Annotated in this window: 19 protein-coding genes; 15 read left to right on the top strand and 4 right to left on the bottom strand. The window is 28.9% G+C overall.

Annotation, left to right across the window (positions count from 1 at the left end):
- The first annotated feature begins 16 nt into the window (after window positions 1-16).
- From CAMP5082_RS05110 to CAMP5082_RS05080, 7 genes are read left to right on the top strand one after another with little or no spacing between them, the layout of a single operon-like run.
- Window positions 17-361: a c-type cytochrome gene (locus CAMP5082_RS05110; protein WP_337206102.1), complete on the top strand. Its 345-nt coding sequence runs from the start codon at window positions 17-19 to the stop codon at window positions 359-361.
- Entirely contained in the window at window positions 358-1,635 is a 1,278-nt protein-coding gene (gene hemL / locus CAMP5082_RS05105; RefSeq protein WP_337206101.1) for a glutamate-1-semialdehyde 2,1-aminomutase, read from the top strand. The genes CAMP5082_RS05110 and hemL overlap by 4 nt, the downstream gene beginning before the upstream one ends.
- Window positions 1,632-1,910, top strand: a complete 279-nt coding sequence (locus tag CAMP5082_RS05100) for an AtpZ/AtpI family protein (RefSeq protein ID WP_263678902.1) — start codon at window positions 1,632-1,634, stop codon at window positions 1,908-1,910. The genes hemL and CAMP5082_RS05100 overlap by 4 nt, the downstream gene beginning before the upstream one ends.
- 25 nt (window positions 1,911-1,935) lie before the next feature.
- On the top strand, window positions 1,936-2,379 hold the full coding sequence (locus CAMP5082_RS05095) for a hypothetical protein (protein WP_337206100.1): 444 nt from the start codon (window positions 1,936-1,938) through the stop codon (window positions 2,377-2,379).
- On the top strand, window positions 2,376-3,569 hold the full coding sequence (locus tag CAMP5082_RS05090) for an MFS transporter (protein WP_337206115.1): 1,194 nt from the start codon (window positions 2,376-2,378) through the stop codon (window positions 3,567-3,569). The genes CAMP5082_RS05095 and CAMP5082_RS05090 overlap by 4 nt, the downstream gene beginning before the upstream one ends.
- Window positions 3,559-5,568: a flagellar hook-length control protein FliK gene (locus CAMP5082_RS05085; protein WP_337206099.1), complete on the top strand. Its 2,010-nt coding sequence runs from the start codon at window positions 3,559-3,561 to the stop codon at window positions 5,566-5,568. The genes CAMP5082_RS05090 and CAMP5082_RS05085 overlap by 11 nt, the downstream gene beginning before the upstream one ends.
- A 2-nt stretch (window positions 5,569-5,570) precedes the next feature.
- Entirely contained in the window at window positions 5,571-5,861 is a 291-nt protein-coding gene (locus tag CAMP5082_RS05080; RefSeq protein ID WP_012661291.1) for a FlhB-like flagellar biosynthesis protein, read from the top strand.
- On the opposite strand, the gene CAMP5082_RS05075 is transcribed toward CAMP5082_RS05080, so the two are convergent.
- Window positions 5,836-6,645, bottom strand: coding sequence for a phosphatidylserine decarboxylase (locus CAMP5082_RS05075; protein ID WP_337206098.1), 810 nt, complete (start codon window positions 6,643-6,645; stop codon window positions 5,836-5,838). The genes CAMP5082_RS05080 and CAMP5082_RS05075 overlap by 26 nt on opposite strands.
- Window positions 6,646-7,776, bottom strand: coding sequence for a metallophosphoesterase (locus tag CAMP5082_RS05070; RefSeq protein WP_337206097.1), 1,131 nt, complete (start codon window positions 7,774-7,776; stop codon window positions 6,646-6,648).
- Between the two features lie 70 nt (window positions 7,777-7,846).
- Here CAMP5082_RS05070 and CAMP5082_RS05065 point away from each other — a divergent pair, with 70 nt between their 5' ends.
- The 7 genes from CAMP5082_RS05065 to CAMP5082_RS05035 are packed head-to-tail and all read left to right on the top strand — an operon-like array spanning window position 7,847 to window position 14,584.
- Window positions 7,847-9,784: an ABC-F family ATP-binding cassette domain-containing protein gene (locus tag CAMP5082_RS05065; protein WP_337206096.1), complete on the top strand. Its 1,938-nt coding sequence runs from the start codon at window positions 7,847-7,849 to the stop codon at window positions 9,782-9,784.
- A 53-nt stretch (window positions 9,785-9,837) separates the two neighbouring features.
- Entirely contained in the window at window positions 9,838-11,025 is a 1,188-nt protein-coding gene (locus CAMP5082_RS05060) for a M48 family metallopeptidase (RefSeq protein WP_337206095.1), read from the top strand.
- Window positions 11,025-11,825 (top strand): HemK/PrmC family methyltransferase, encoded by an 801-nt coding sequence (locus CAMP5082_RS05055; protein WP_337206114.1) that lies wholly within the window; start codon window positions 11,025-11,027, stop codon window positions 11,823-11,825. Before CAMP5082_RS05060 ends, CAMP5082_RS05055 begins: the two co-directional genes overlap by 1 nt.
- A 29-nt stretch (window positions 11,826-11,854) precedes the next feature.
- Window positions 11,855-12,322 (top strand): DUF4149 domain-containing protein, encoded by a 468-nt coding sequence (locus CAMP5082_RS05050; RefSeq protein ID WP_039628182.1) that lies wholly within the window; start codon window positions 11,855-11,857, stop codon window positions 12,320-12,322.
- Between the two features lie 33 nt (window positions 12,323-12,355).
- The gene (locus tag CAMP5082_RS05045) at window positions 12,356-13,105 is read left to right on the top strand and encodes a flagellin (RefSeq protein ID WP_337206094.1); all 750 of its coding nucleotides are present in this window, start codon (window positions 12,356-12,358) and stop codon (window positions 13,103-13,105) included.
- 37 nt (window positions 13,106-13,142) lie between these two features.
- A complete protein-coding gene (cmoB, locus tag CAMP5082_RS05040) occupies window positions 13,143-14,018 on the top strand; it encodes a tRNA 5-methoxyuridine(34)/uridine 5-oxyacetic acid(34) synthase CmoB (protein ID WP_337206093.1) in 876 nt (291 codons plus the stop codon).
- Between the two features lie 2 nt (window positions 14,019-14,020).
- Window positions 14,021-14,584 carry a hypothetical protein gene (locus tag CAMP5082_RS05035; protein WP_263663982.1) on the top strand — a complete coding sequence of 188 codons (564 nt, stop codon included), beginning with the start codon at window positions 14,021-14,023 and terminating at the stop codon, window positions 14,582-14,584.
- Here CAMP5082_RS05035 and CAMP5082_RS05030 read toward each other — a convergent pair.
- Complete coding sequence (locus CAMP5082_RS05030; RefSeq protein ID WP_039668212.1) at window positions 14,564-14,749, bottom strand: hypothetical protein; 186 nt, start codon at window positions 14,747-14,749, stop codon at window positions 14,564-14,566. The two genes, CAMP5082_RS05035 and CAMP5082_RS05030, sit on opposite strands and share 21 nt — an antisense overlap.
- Before the next feature lie 8 nt (window positions 14,750-14,757).
- Window positions 14,758-15,282 carry a thermonuclease family protein gene (locus tag CAMP5082_RS05025; protein ID WP_337206092.1) on the bottom strand — a complete coding sequence of 175 codons (525 nt, stop codon included), beginning with the start codon at window positions 15,280-15,282 and terminating at the stop codon, window positions 14,758-14,760.
- Window positions 15,283-15,335: 53 nt separating this feature from the next.
- Here CAMP5082_RS05025 and CAMP5082_RS05020 point away from each other — a divergent pair, with 53 nt between their 5' ends.
- Window positions 15,336-16,604 (top strand): M20/M25/M40 family metallo-hydrolase, encoded by a 1,269-nt coding sequence (locus tag CAMP5082_RS05020; RefSeq protein ID WP_337206091.1) that lies wholly within the window; start codon window positions 15,336-15,338, stop codon window positions 16,602-16,604.
- The last annotated feature ends 122 nt before the right edge of the window (window positions 16,605-16,726 follow it).

Genomic DNA, 16,726 nt, shown 5'->3' with positions numbered 1-16,726 from the left:
TTGTTAAAGGTGATAAATGAAAATTATTTTATTTTTGTTTTTTATAGTTTATGGTGTTTGGGCTGAAGATTTTATCTCACCTAAAGAATACCAAGAATCCCTTTACAAAAATCCAAGAGGCATAAGTTGTGCTAAATGTCATGGTGATGGAGGTCAACAAATACTAGGATATTATACTAAAAATGGAGAAAAAACTCCTTTTATAGTGCCAAGTATTAAAAACACTCCTTATACACGTTTTAGAGAAATTCTAAGCCAACCTCAAGAGGCAAAAAGCATTATGCCAACTTACTCATTAACAGAAGATGAGATGAAATCGCTTTATGATTATATTACTAACAACAAAAGGAGTAACAAATGAAAAATAATAAAAAGGCCTTTGAAGAAGCTTGTGAATATATAGCGGGTGGGGTTGATTCTCCTGTGCGTGCTTTTGCTAGCGTGGGTAGCAATCCTTTATTTATCAAGCAAGGAAAAGGTGCTTATATTAGCGATATAGAAGATAATGCTTATATAGATTATGTACAAAGCTGGGGACCTTTACTTTTTGGACATTGTGATGAGGATATTGAAAAAGCTTGTAAAAAAGCTTTAGAACATGGTTCAAGCTTTGGCGCACCAACCCTAGCTGAAACTAAATTAGCTAAATTTATCCTAAAAGATTGGCCGCATTTAGACAAAATACGCTTTGTAAGTAGTGGCACAGAAGCTACTATGAGTGCTATTCGTCTTGCAAGAGGATTTAGCAAAAAAGATAAAATCATCAAATTCGAAGGGTGTTATCATGGGCATTCTGATTCTTTACTAGTAAGTGCTGGAAGTGGCGCCGCTACTTTTAACACCCCAAGCTCACTAGGAGTATTAACCGATGTAGCTAAAAATACTCTAGTAGCTATTTATAATGACATTGATAGTGTTAAAAACTTAATCAATAATGATGATAATATAGCTTGTATCATTATAGAGCCAATTGCAGGAAACATGGGCTTAGTACCTGCTAAAATAGAATTTTTACAAGAGCTAAGAAAACTATGTGACGAGCATCAAATTCTTTTAATTTTTGATGAAGTTATGAGTGGTTTTAGAGCTTCATACCTAGGCTCTTTTGGAATTAATAATATAAAAGCTGATATAGTAACTTTTGGTAAGGTTATAGGCGGAGGTATGCCTGCGGCTGCTTTTGCTGCAAGAGCTGAAATTATGGATTTATTAAGTCCTTTGGGCGGGGTATATCAAGCAGGAACACTAAGTGGCAATCCTCTTGCTATGGCTGCAGGTTATGCGAGCTTAAAAAAAGCAAGAAATTATGAAGGTTTATATGAAAAATTAGAAAAACTAGGTAAAAGACTTACTCAAGGCTTTAAAGAAGCTGCAAATGATTGCAAAATTCCTTTGCAAGTTAATTGCGTTGGTTCTATGTTTGGATTTTTCTTTTGCGAAAACCCTGTTAATAATTATCAAGATGCTTTAAAATCAGATACTAAATTATTTGCTAAATTTCATGCACAAATGCTAAGCAAAGGTGTGTATTTAGCACCATCTCAATTTGAAACAGGTTTTATATGTGAATGTATGGATAAAAAAATCATTGATAAAACTATACAAGCAGCACAAGAAAGTTTTAAAGCCCTATGAATAAAAGACAAAAAATCATTCGCAAAGGTATAGAAGCTGCAGATGGATTAAGCCTTGGCATATCCATGGTTGTAGCTGTTTTAATCGGAGTTGGCATAGGCTATTTTTTAAAAAACTTAACCGGCATTATTTGGCTTTTTTGGGTAGGAGTGTTTATAGGAGTAGCTGCAGCGATTTTAAATGTTTACAAAGCTTACAAAGCACAAGTAAAAAGCTATGAGGAATTTAAAGAAGAAAATCGCTATAAAGATTTAAAAAATGATCCTAAAGCCTAAAATTTTACTAAAACTCTTGCTAGGATTGAATTTACTTTTCTTAGCAGGAGTTTTTTTCTATAAAGAATTAAGCTTTAAAACCTTTATAAGCTTTGAATTTGGCTTTTTAGCCCAAAATTTAATCATTCTAATCTCTTTTTTAAATTATAAAAATTTTATTTTTAAAGCAGCTAAAAATTATGATTTCACACAAAAGCCTTTGCAAATTTTTGCTAAAAAACAATATTCTTTGCCAAAAATTATAAAATTTATCTATATAGATGACGATTTAAAACCAAAATTTAAAAGTATTTTTAAAAACGCATTAGCTTTTTTTTCTTTGTTCAAAATTTTTGCTTATGTGTTTTTAATAGCAGGATTTTTATTTTTAGAGTTTCAAGGCTTAATGAGTATTTTTGCCTTGTTTTGTGCAATGTTTGTCACACCCATAGCGGTATTAATATATAATTTTTTAATAAGAAAATGTTGAGCTCAAAGAGAACGATTAGATCATTAACTGCATTGTTTTTTGGTATGATTTTTGTTTTTATAGGAAGTGCTTTAACGGTAAATTCTATAGCAATTATTTTAAAACATAACGATGTTAGTAATTTTTATATAGGGATAATAGGCAGTTGTTATTTTCTTGGTGCTATGGTAAGCACTATTAGCGCCCATAGAATAGTTTCTAAAGTAGGACATATAAGATCTTTTGGGATTTTTGCCATCATTTTTGGTATAGCCACTATGCTTCATAGTTTAAACTCTAATCTATATTTTTGGATGATTTTGAGATTTTTGCTTGGTTTTTGTTACTATGCGCTTTTAATGGTCATAGAATCATGGCTTAATGAAAAAGCAAAAAATGCTATTCGCTCAAGAGTAATAGCCTTTTATGAAGTAGTATTTTATTCATCATCAGGCTTTGGAATTTTACTTATGTCATTTGATTTCCCAAGTAATACAGTATTTATTTTAAGCGCTAGTTTTATTATGTTTGCTTCTATTCCTTTATTTTTAATCCGTATTAAAGAGCCGGTTTTACCACAAAAAACCAAAATTTCCATCCCTAAAGTTTTTGATATAGTGCCTTTAGCTTTAGTGACAAGCTTTATAGCAGGTATGCTTTTAAATGGATTTTTCTCCATGGCCTCTTTATTTATACTCATACAAGGATTTGGCGCAAAAGAAGCTTCAATTTTTATATTTTGTACCATGTTAGGAGGATTTATATCTCAACTTTTCATCGGAACCCTTTCTGATAAAATTAGTCGTAAATTTGCTATTATTTTATGCGCTTTTACCGCTTTAAGTGCTATGCTTTGTATTTTATTATTAAGCTATAATATTTATTTAAAATACTTTTTTGGCTTTTTACTAGGTATGGGAATGTGTTGTTTATATGCTCTTTCTTTAGCTAGAGCAAATGATATGCTTGATGATTCTAGCAAAAGAGTTGAGCTAGGTAGAGCCGTTCTTTTTACTTATTCTTTTGGTGCTTTATTTGCGCCTGCTGTGCTTGGAACTTTGATGTATTATTTTGAAGGCAATGGTTTTATGTATTTTTACATCGTTTTGTTAGCTGTTTTAATTGCCTTTGCTATAGATAAACCAAAATTTAAAAATCTAACCAAATTTAAAAGAAAACCAGGTAATATGGTAATGCTAGATGATAACTAATATTTCTAACAATCAAAATCAATTTGCAAAAAACGAAACAAGCAAAGACAACAAAAGCGAGAAAACAGACAAAAAAACCTCACTTAATGATGCTTTAAAAAATCCTTTATTTTCTAAAAATGATCCTGAAGTCAAATTACCTAAAGATTATGTAAGCAAAATTGATCAAAAATTACAAGAATTATTAAATAAACTTTTAGATCAAATCAAAACCAACAAAGATCCTGATTTAGCAGTGTTAAAAAATCACAAAGATTTAAATTTTGCACCTAATTTTGCTAATGAAGTTAAAAAACTTCAAGCAGAGCTTTCTAAAAATCCTGAATTTGAAAAACTACTTAAAGTTTTAGAAGATCTAGTTAAACCCGCTAAAGATATCAACAATAAAAATCTTTCATCTTTGGTAAAAAATTCAGGTGTATTTTTAGAAGCAAAACTCAATCATTCTTTAAAAGAGCAAAATTTACCACAAAGCTTTTTTAATCTTTTAAATACCATAAAAGGGGCTACTAGCGAAAATCTAAAACGTGATATAAGTAATTTAGATCTTAAAAATCTTGACACCACAAGCACCTTAAAAGAACTTATTCACATCTTACAAAATCATAAAAAAGATAATAAAATTTCTTTAGAAAATACAAACTACAAGACACTTTTTAAACTATTTGATAAAATAGAAAATTTTAAAAACTATATCAATAAAAATCCAAACTCCATTAGCCAAGAAAAGCTACAAAATATTGCTAATAATTTCATTAAAAATCTTAATAAAAATTTAGCACTTATCAACAAAGAACTAGCCAAACCTGAAAATATAAAAATTCAAAATACGCATATATTAAAAGAACTTAGTCAAAACATTAAAGATCTTATAACGCTTTTAAAAGACATAAAAAATCACAAAAACAAAACTGAAATAACACAAGAAAATTTAAATAAAACTTCACACACTAAAGACATCAAAGAAGAGTTAAAAGAGGAAATAAAAACTCCACAAAAAAACACAGAGGATAAAAAAGAAATTCAACAAAAACAAGAAAGCATAGCAAAAGATAAAGAAATTCAAAATATAAAAGAAGAAAAAACATCACAAAGCAAAGAAATCAAAGAAAATCCCAAAGAAGAGCCAAAAACACCACAAAAAAATACTGAAGAACCAAGCAAAAATGATAGCAAAAGTCAAAATTTACAAACAAATAATACCAAATTAGAAGATATATTTAAAAGCACTTCGGGTAAAATTTTACTAGAAGATATTTTCAAACAAAATGTAAGTAAAAATCTTAATTTTAGCCAAAATCTACAAGAAGAGCTTTTAAATAATCTTAACAAAGAACTAGGCCTAATAGGAAGAAAACTCAACGAGGTTTTAAAAGCTTTAGATCCTAAAAATTATGAGGCAAAAAATTCTTTAGATGATATAAAAAATATAGAAAAAAAATTAGAACTTTCTATAAAAGATCTTGGAAAAATTACTCCAAAAGATAGCACAGAAATTTCTTCAGAATTACAAAAAGATATCAAATCCACTCTTTTACAAGTTTCCAATCTGGCTAAAAATTTAGACAATGAAAACATACTAAATCAAGCAAATCGTCTTATAGCTCAACTTGAGTTTAACCAGCTTTTATCTTTAGCTAATAATAGTATTCATACTTTTTTACCTTTCTTTTGGGATGATTTAGAAAAATCCAATGTAGTTTTTAAACGTGGCAAAAAAGATAAATTTTATGCGCAAATTAATCTTGAATTTGAAAAATTAGGAAAAATCAATGTATTTTTATCTCTAAGTAATGATAAATACATTGATATAAATATGATGATAGAAAATGCTAATTTTAGAAAAAAACTTTATGAAAGAGCACATGAGCTAAAAAAATCCTTAGTTAAAGTAGGACTTCTAAGCTCTAATTTTTTCATCAGTGATATAGTTAAAAGCAAATTTCATAATCAAGAAGAATACAATGACTTTAATATGGGTTTTGATACAAGGGCTTAAAAATGGCTAAAAAAACAAAAAAAGCCGTTGCGCTAGGCTATAACAAAGAAGATCAAAATGCACCAAAAATTCTAGCTAACGCTAAAGGTGAAAACGCTGCTAAAATCATCTCTTTAGCTAAAGAAAATGGCATACCCATAAAAGAAGACAAAGATTTAGTAGAAGTTCTTAGCAAGCTTGACTTAGGTGATGAAATCCCACCTAATATGTATAAAGCGGTGGCTGAAATTTTTGCCTTTTTATATAAAGTTGCTAATGAAGATGAGACTAAGCAAAGTCCGCAATCTTCTTAGAAAATTCAACTTGCTCATAAGCGTTTTTACTAAATTTTAAAAACCCTTTTTGAGCGATTAAAACTATAGTTGAACCTAGCTCAAAATTTCCAAGTCTTTGACCTTTTTTTACAAAAAGCTCATCATAAGTATGAGTAAAATCAAAATTTGCAGCGTTAGTTTGTATGCTAGTATCAAAGCTAAAATGCATTTTACCAACATTTAGCGCACCCACAAATACCATCCAAAGTATAAATTTTCCTTCCACTAAGCACTTTAAAACTACTCTTTCATTTTTAGTATAAAGATTTATAATCTTAGCCAACTTTGCCTCACTCACACTAAATAAAGCCCCGCTCATATAAGTAGCACTTAAAATTTGCATATTACAAGGTGCATGATAATGATGATAATCTTTTGGAGATAGATAAATATTTGCATAATCTATGCCGTTTTCTAATTCTTCTTTACTAGCTGAGTTTTTTAAAAGCTCTTCTATACTATAACTTGAACCTTTAATGCTAAAGGCTAAATTTTCTTTTAAATCATTTTGAAAACTACTTCCAAGTTCTAAAATTTTACCATCACTTGGACTTATAAAGCCATCTTCTAATTCTCGTTCATTTAACAAAGTTCTTGTAAATAAAGCATTTAAGCTCTCGTATTCTTCTAAAGGTTTAAATTCACTCATATTAATATTAAAAGAATTTACATAAGCTTTATTTATATTTTTTTGTATGATTTTTGGAAATTTATATTTTGCTATGATTCCAAATATTTTTGAAGCACTATTACTAAATCCCACTCATTCTCCTTTTAATCTAATCAAAGCTATCTCACTAGGAGCTAAAAATCTCACAGCAGGCCCCCAAAATCCAGCCCCACTGCTTACATAAAGCAAACTATCTTTGCTTAATTTATAAAGCCCATACACAAAGCCTTGCTCTAAATATACTAGCAAAGAAAAAGGGAAAATTTGTCCTGCGTGTGTATGTCCTGATAAAATCAAATCAAACCCACTCACATCATAGGTTTTTACATATTTTGGCTGATGCGTGATTAAAATATTAACTTTTTCTTGATTGATTTGAGTTTTAATTTTTTCTATATTGCTTTCTTTAAAACCCAAACGTTTAGCAGCCAAATCCAAAGTCCCACTTAAAGTAAAATCTCCAAAATCAATACTTTCATCTTCTAAAACTTTGAAATTTTTAAGCGTTTTAAGCTTTTTGCTTATTGCATTTATATCATTATAATACTCATGATTTCCATAAACAAAATAAGTACCATATTTTGATTTAAAATTTTCTAATAGATCAATATAAGACATACTAGCAATATCTGCATCAATTAAATCCCCAGCTATGATAATTATATCAGCATTTAAAGCATTAACCTCATCGATTAAGGTTTTTAAAAAATCTTCACCTAAATTTTTACCCAAATGCACATCAGAAAGCAAAGCTATGTTTAAATCTTCTTTTAAATTTTTAATTTTAATATCTACTTCATTAACCCTAGGTGTACTAATAGCATTTACAAAACCTTTAAACACCATACTAACGCTAAGTATAATAAGCCAAGAATCAAAAATTAATTTTAAAAACTTTCTTCTTTGGACACTGAAAATTTGCTCTTTTTTATTTTCGTTAAAGAAAATCCATGAGCCAATTTCAAAAACCACTCCAAAAAGCAAGAAAAAACAGGTAATAGTAGGAAAAATCGCTAAAATATAATAAAGCTTTTCATGCAAAAAATCCCCGCGCATATTTATAAAAAAGATTAATTCACATGCAAAAACTATTAAAACAAAAGCTAATACAAGCTTTTTATAAGGTTTTAAAAAATCAACCTTACTTAAAAATCTTTTATAAATATACCAATTTGCCAAAGCAAAAAATAAAACTAATAAAGTAAAAAAAACAAACACTCTCATAGTGTAATTTTATTTAAGCAAAATTAATACTTTTTAAAGTAAAATCGCAAAAAACATTTGGGAAAGAAATTTGGCTTTAATAGATTTAATTGACGCAAATAAGAAATTTAATACAAAAATAGTTTTAGAAAATGCAAATTTTAGTGCAAATTTAGGAGAAAACATCGCCATTATAGGCAAAAATGGCGAAGGAAAATCAAGCTTTCTAAAAGCCCTTATGGGAACTTTAAAACTAGATAGCGGTAGAGTGATTAAACAAAATAATGCTAGCATAGGCATGCTAAGCCAACAAGTAAGCTTTGAAAGCACCTTAAGTGTGAGCGAAGCCATCAAAAAAGAACTTGAAGAAATTTATCAAGCCTTAAAAGAATTTGAAAACTATAATGAAAAACTAGCTCTTGATCCTGAAAATAAAGAATATTTAAAGAAAGTAGATGAATTAAGTTTATTTATAGATTCAAAAGATGCATGGAATTTAGACCAAAAAATACAAAGAATACTAGAAGAGTTTAAACTATTAGAGTATAAAGACAGAACACTTTGCTCTTTAAGCGGAGGAGAGATAAGACGTGTAGGGCTTTGCACGCTTTTGCTGAAAAATCCTGATATATTATTGCTTGATGAGCCAACCAACCACCTAGATGTATATATGAGTGGATTTTTAGAAGAAAGATTAAAAGCTTCTAAAATGTGTGTTATTTTCATCTCTCATGATAGATATTTTATCGATGCAATAGCACAAAAATGCGTAGAAATAGAAGCAGGAAAATTAAGCGTTTTTGAAGGCGGATACACACAATATCTAGAAAAAAAAGCAGCTATTTTAGCTTCCTTAGCTAAAAGTCATGAAACCTTACTTAAGCAACTAAAAAGCGAGGAAGAATGGCTAAGAAGAGGAGTTAAAGCTAGACTTAAACGCGATGAAGGACGCAAAGAACGCATTTTTAAAATGCGCGAAGAGGCTAAGAAAAACCCAGGGGCTATCAAACGCTTACAGCTTGAAATCAAAAGAGCAAGTAAAAATTTCAACCAAACCCAAAGTCAAAACCGCAAAAAAATGCTTTTTGAACTTAAAAATATCTCAAAATCCATAGCAGGCAAGACACTTTTTAAGGACTTTAATGCACGAATTTTACAAGGTGAACGCATAGCCATAGTAGGTAAAAATGGCTGTGGGAAATCTACTTTCTTAAAGATTTTACTTGATCAAATTCCACTTGATAGCGGGGAAATTAAAAGAGGTGAAGTTAAAATAGGCTATTTTGATCAAAGTAGGAGCTTACTCAATACCGATAAAAAACTTTTAGAAATTTTTTGCCCAAATGGCGGTGATCATATTCAAGTGCGTGGTAAAAATATGCATGTTTATGGATATTTAAAACAATTTTTATTTCCAAAAGAATTTTTAGAGCAAAGTGTGAGTGTGTTAAGTGGTGGCGAGAAAAACAGAGTTGCCCTAGCCTTACTTTTTACTAAAGAATATGATGTGTTAATCTTAGATGAACCAACAAATGATTTAGACATAGCTACGATTAATATCTTAGAAGAATACTTACTTTCTTTTGAAGGTGCGATTTTGCTTGTCTCGCATGATAGATATTTTGTTGATAAAATAGCAACTAAACTTTATGCTTTTGAAGATAATGCAAATATTAATATAGAAGTTCTTTCTTATAGTGAATATTTAGAAAATGAAAAAGAATATAAAGACTTTGAAGAATTTTCTAAAAGCTTAGAAACAAACACCACCGCAAGCGTAAAAACAAAAGAAAAATCGAGTAAAAAACTAAGCTATAAAGAAAATGAAATTTTAAACTCATATCCTGATAAAATTCATAAATTAGAAGAAGAAATCAAAGAAATCAAAAATGCCCTAAGCAATCCTGCAATCTATCAAGAGCTAGGTATAAATACCCTTTATAAAAAGCTAAATTCCTTAGAAAATGAACTTAGTATTTTAGAAGAAGCTTATTTTGATGTTTTGGAAAAAAGTGAAAGCACTGATTAATTTTATATATTTTAAATAAGATAAAATTACTCAAATTTATTTAAGGAAAAATTATGACTTTAATAACTATTTTATGTATTTACACGGCCTTTTTGGTTTTTATATCTTATATGCAAATTTCTTTTTTAAAAAAAGAAAGAGAAAAACAAGCAATTATTTTAAATGAGCATGATTATAAAAATGCTGCAAATATCGCCATAGAAAATGAAAAATACAAAATCTTTTCTAATCTTTATAATCTGATGATTAATATTTCTTGGATTAGCTTTGGCTTTTTATATTTAAAAGAAATTTTCATCAAAGAAAATTCTACTTTAGAAAATACTTTATTTTTACTTACATTTTTATTTATTATTAGTATTTTAAATTTACCACTTAGTTATTATGAAAGCTTTATAAAAGATAAAAAACACGGCTTTTCAAATATGACTTTAGCACTTTTTATTAAAGACAGCATTAAATCTTTAGCCCTAATGCTTATTTTTGGCTTTTTAATCATCTATGCTTTAGTGTTTTGTTTTGAATTTTTTAGCACATACTGGTGGATTGTTGCTTTTGCTTTAAGCTTTATAATCATACTTATTATAAATCTCATCTACCCTACGCTTATTGCACCTATGTTTAATAAAATGAAAAAACTTGAAGATGAGAATTTATTAGAAAAAATCACCAATTTAATGCAAAAATGTGGCTTTAGTGCAAATGGTGTTTATGTTATTGATGCAAGCAAAAGGGATAAAAGATTAAATGCTTATTTTGGCGGTTTATTTAAAAGTAAAAGAGTGGTGCTTTTTGATACACTTTTAAATGCTTTAAAAGAAAAAGAACTCATTGCTGTTTTAGGTCATGAGCTAGGTCATTTTGTGCATAAAGATTTACTAAAAATGTTATTTTCTAGTGCTTTGATGCTTTTTGCTTTATTTTTTATCTTTGCACATTTACCAAGCTTTTTTTATATTGAAAGTCATTTAGATGGGGTTAATGCTGGAGTTTTTGCGCTTTTATTGATTTTTGGAAATATTTTTACTTTTATTATCTCTCCACTACTTAATAAAATGAGTCAAAAAAATGAATTTAATGCTGACTTACATGGAGCAAAACTAAGCTCTAAAGAAGATATGAAAAATGCTCTCATAGCTTTAGCAAAAGAAAATAAAGCCTTTGTTAAAACAAGTAAAATTTATACTTTCTTTCATCTAAGTCATCCTTGTATTTATGATAGAATCAAAGCTTTGCAATGATTTCAATCAAACAAGCTTTAAAGCAAGCTTACGCAAAAGATCCTACTCACAAAGAATATATACTTTTTATTCTTTGTGAGCTTTTGCAAAAAGATAAGGCTTGGATTTTTTTAAATCCTGAATTTCAAATCGATGAAAAAGTTTTTTTAGAATATGTAGATAGATTTTTAAATGGCGAACCTTTTGAGTATTTATTTCAAAAAACACAGTTTTATGGTTTAGATTTTTTTACTAAAAAAGGTGTTTTAATACCGCGTTTTGATAGTGAAATATTACTTGAAAGATGCTTAGAAATTTTAGATCATAACTCTTTTGAAAATATACTTGAAATTGGTTTTGGGAGTGGAATTTTAAGTATCTCTCTAGCAAAGTTAAAGCAAATTTTCATACAAGCTTGCGATATTAATCCAAAAGCACTAGAGCTTGCTAAAAAAAATGCAGATTTTCATAATGTTTCAAATTTGATTGATTTTCAACTTTGTGATTTTAAAAATATGCAAGGAAAATTTGACTTTATTTTTTCTAATCCACCTTATATAAAAAATAATTATCCTTTGGATAAATGGGTGCAAAATGAACCGCATAATGCTTTATTTGGCGGGGACAAAGGTTGGGAAATTTTACATGAAATTATCCTTTTTGCCAAAAATCATAACACAAAAGTCTTAGCGTGCGAGTTTGGTTATGATCAAAAAGCAATTTTAAATAAAATTTTAGAAGAAAATGATTTTAAAGCTACTTTTTATCAAGATTATAATGGATTTGATAGAACCTTTGTTGCGTGGAATTTAAAAAATTAGACTATAATTATCTTTTTATAGGAGAAAATATGAAATCAATATATTTATTTTTATTAGCAAGTTTAATTGGGATTGAAATTAGCATAGGTGTATTTTTAGCTCCGACTATATTTTATCCTGCTAAATTCATAGGCGAAGGGGTTTTAACTCATTTTCAAAGCGGACTTTTAATGACACACATTTTTGTGCAATTTGGTTATGTTTTGCTAGGCGTGAGTGTTTTATCTATTTTAATGGAAATTTTCTCATTTAAGGATAAAAATTTAACTTTTAAAATAAATTTTTCAAAATTTATGCTTTCTTTAATCATTTTGGCACTAAGTTTGCTTTTTGTATTTTACTTCACTGCTTATGTTTTAGAAGCGCAAAGCTTAGGAGAAGAAGCAACTAAGACTCAAGAATTTATAAAAATTCATGGTGCAAGTGAAGTTGTGATGAAAATTATCATGTTATCACAAGTAATTTTGTTTTTTTTAAATTTTAAAACAAAAAAGTGATATAATAAAATAAGTCTTTAAAAGGAGTCAAAGATGAAAATAGGCGACATAGGAACAACTCAACAAAACCATTACTTAAATCAAGCTCAAAAAAGCCAAGAAAAAGCTTTAGAAAATATAGCCGCAATGCGTGCTATAGACGGGAGTGATGGGGCAAATTTAGCCATAGCTGATTCTTTAAGAAGTCAGTATAGCACTATAGATCAAGGTATTTTAAACGCTTATGATTCAGTGGGTGTTTTGCAAATTGCAGACTCAGCGCTAAATAATATCTCAGCTACTGCAGATAGACTTAATGAACTTTCAGTACGCTCAAATAGTGCTGCATTAAATGATAGACAAAAAAGTATGCTAAATGCCGAAGCAAATAAACTTATAAGTTCAATCAATGATGCATTTTCAAATGCAACTTTTAATGGAAAAAATGTCTTCCAAAGTATGGATTTTGTTGTTGGAGCTGGGGTTGAAAGTATTAATTTAAATCAACCAAGCACAGCAAACTTAAGTCTTGAAAACCAAGATGGAATTCGCGATTTTCAAGATCAAGTAGGTTCTTTACGCGCAGATATTGGTGCTGGGATTAATGCTATCCATTCTAACATCAACTCATCTTTGCAAACTAGCATTAATACTAAAGAAGCTGAAAGCAAATTGCAAAATAATGACTTAGCACAAAATATCAATGATTTTAATGCAAACTACTTAAAAGAAAATGCATTTTTATTTGCAAATGCTCACTCAAATGTAATGTTGCAAACTAAACTAGCAAGTTTGCTTCAATAAAAAAACTCCCAAATAAGGGAGTTTTTCAAGGAAAAATATGCAAGATAGTGCTTTGTTAAAGCAAGTTTTAAAACATCCTTTATATGAAAAAATCCAAAAACTTAGTATCAAAATTCAAGAATCAAGTTATCTTATAAATGATAGCTTTGATATTTTTTGTGATAAAAGCTTAGATGATGAAATTAATAGTATTGCCTTAGAATTAAAACCTTGGCGCAAAGGACCTTTTAAAATTAATGATTTATTTATAGACACAGAATGGCAAAGTTTTATAAAATTTAATATATTAAAACCATATATGCAAGAGATCAAAGGCAAAATAGTTGCAGATATTGGCTGCAATAATGGTTATTATATGTTTAAAATGCTTGAATTTAATCCTTCAAAACTCATAGGTTTTGATCCTTCTATAAAGTATTATTTACAATTTTTACTTTTAAACTCTATTGTAAAAACTCCTATACAATATGAACTTTTAGGTGTGGCTGATGTACCAAATTATGGCATAAAATTTGATGTAATTTTTTGTCTTGGCGTAATTTATCATCGCAGTGATCCTATAGCCATGCTAAAACAACTCAAGCAATCTTTAAATAAAGATGGCGTAGTCTTTTTAGATACTATGTATATAGAAGATGAAAGAGAAATTGCACTTATCCCTCAAAAAACTTATTCAAAAATACCAAATATTTTTTTCATTCCGTCGATATTGGGTTTAAGAAATTGGTGTTATAGAGCTGGATTTAGTGAATTTGAAGTTATAGCAACCAAACAAACTGATTTTGAAGAACAAAGAAAAACACAATGGATTGATTCTTATTCTTTAGATCAATTTTTAGACGAAAATGACTCAAATTTAACTTGTGAAGGCTATGAAGCACCAAAAAGAGTTTATGTTAAATTAAAGGTGTAAAAATGGCAAGAACAGTAAGTGCTGTTACTATAGAAGAGCTAATAGACCCTGAAGAATTAAATCGCATTAAATCAGAACTTATCACTTGTCCAGGGATAAATAATGCTTTAGCAGGAAGTATTTCTCATATAGAAAAAAACTTTGCTAAAGGTATCTTAATCACAACCCATGATATGGCAGTAGATGAGCTAGGATTAGTGCATAGTGGTTTTGTATTTAATGCGGCAAATTATATAGCTCAAGCTGCAATCAATAAAGAATTTAGCGTCTTAATAGGCTCAAGAAGCTTTTTTTATGCGCCTTTAAAAGTTGGAGATGTTTTAAATCTTGAAGCAAGCGCTCTATTTAGCGATGATTCAAGAAAAAGAGAGGTTAAAGTAGTTGGCTTTGTAAATGATATTAAAATTTTCGATGCATCTTTTCAAGTAATCACCACAGATGATCATATATTTAAATTAAAACAAAGTCAAAGCACAAGCTCTAGCAGTCAAAACCAACAAGAAACCTCCAAGCAAGATGCTACTCCAGAGGAATTAAATGCTGTTTTAAAAGGAATCGGGGGTTAAAGGTAAATCCACCCAATTCTTTGGGCATTCTTTATGGTAAGTCCCGCTTGCATCATAATATTCTTTACAATCATCATAAAAGCGGTTTGAAATTCCTCTTTCATTTACAAAACAACCGCCAAAAAATAATGCTAAAAATCCAATGAAAAATATTTTTTTAAACATCTCTTTTCCTATTTTAATCTTATTTGTTTACGCCATTTGTAAGGCTCTATAGGATTTTCATCTACCCATAAGCCTTTTTTATTTTCTTTGGCATAATTTTGCTCATTTACATATAAATCACTATAATGTTCATAAGCCCAAGCAAAACCATTTTTAACCATAACTTGATTGATATCTTTATCATTTAAATACACAATGGCTAAAATTCTACCATATTTATCCTCATCTTTTACATTCAAAACCACTTCTTTATTCAAGACAATTGCATTTAAAAATTGCGTAGCCATTTTTCCATAGGCTTGATCACTCTCAGGCGCGTCTATACCAAAAAGTCTGATTTTAAGCTTTTCATCTTCAAATTTAGCCTCAATAGTGTCTCCATCTACTACACGACTTACTTTAGCATTAATATATGAGCCACTATCATAATTTAAAATATAAGCAAAAGCAAACAAAAAAAGTACAATTAAAAATTTCTTTGGATCTTTTAATAAAGTTATCAATAATTTAATTTGCTTTTTAGAAATTTTCATTTAAACCTCATCTATATAAAAATATGCCATAATTACAATAAAAAGGAGATTTTATGCAAGAAATTATACAAAATTTTAAACAAATTACTCAAATACCTCATTGTAGTTTTAAAACCGAAGAATTAAAAAATTTTCTCATTGACTTTGCTAAAAGTCAAAACTGCCAAGTAAGTGTTGATAAAGCGGGCAATATCCATGCATATAAAGGAAAACCTAAAATTTGCTTACAAAGTCATTATGATATGGTTTGCATGGGAGAAGCTCCAAATATACAAATGTATGAAGAAAATGGATATTTAAAGGCTAAAAACTCGAGTTTAGGTGCAGATAATGGCATAGGAGTATCATTAATGATGCAAGCTTTAAAAGAATTTGAAAATATCGAATGTCTTTTTACCAATGATGAGGAAGTTGGACTTTGTGGAGCAAATAATCTTACCCACATTTTGATTTCAAACAAGCTGTTAAATTTAGATCATGAGAGTGATGATGAAGTTGTTATAGGTTGTGCTGGTGGTGTAGATATTTTTGCTAGCTTAAACTTAGAAATAGGCGAAAAAGAAGGTGAATGCTATGAAATAGAGGCAATTGATTTTAAAGGTGGACATTCAGGGATTGATATAGTAAAAAATATTAAATCTTCTATTAAAGAAGCAAGTTATTTTATCACTCAAAACCAAGGTGAGCTTTGTGAGTTTAACGCAGGTGAGAGAATCAACTCTATACCAAAACATGCTAAAATCATAGCATTTTTTAAAAATCCCCCAAAAGAAAATAATCATTTTAAAGTGAATTATATAGGTAAAATCAAAAGGACATATTATAAAAATTCTCAAATCATTTTAAATCTTATCAATGCTTTTGCACAAGGTGTTAGAACTTTTAATCATCAATTAAATTTAGTCCAAACGAGTATCAACCTTTCGTTAGCTTATGAAAAAGAAGGTAAATTTCATTTTGAACTTTTTGCAAGATCAAATGATTTACAAGAGCTTAAAAATATAGAATTTGAAACCTTAACTTATTTTAAAATGCAAAATTGTGAAGTTTCAAGTGCAAATTTTTATCCGCCTTGGGCTAACAAAGATACTAATTTTGGAGAAGAAATTCTAAGTTATTTCAAAAAAGAAAATCCAAACGCCAAGCTTTATACTATACATGCTGGTTTAGAATGTGGTATTATAAGTGAAAAACAACCGCTAGAATGTTGCTCCATAGGCCCAAATATCCATAGCCCTCACTCAACAGATGAAAAATGTGAAATAGCTTCTATTGAAAAAATCAGCAAAATTCTTTTTGCTGTCTTAAAAAATTACCAATAAGCAAAAAACCAATATTTTGACAAACAAATTCAAAATATTGGTAAATATTTATTTAAATAAGAAAAAATTTTATTTACTATTAATAAAACTTACACTATACTCTCGCATATTTTAAAAACAAG

This window comes from Campylobacter sp. LMG 17559, from assembly GCF_024723605.1.
GTDB lineage: Bacteria > Campylobacterota > Campylobacteria > Campylobacterales > Campylobacteraceae > Campylobacter_D.
The sequence above is the reverse complement of the archived record's forward strand: the minus strand, read 5'-3'. Positions and strand labels throughout refer to the sequence as shown.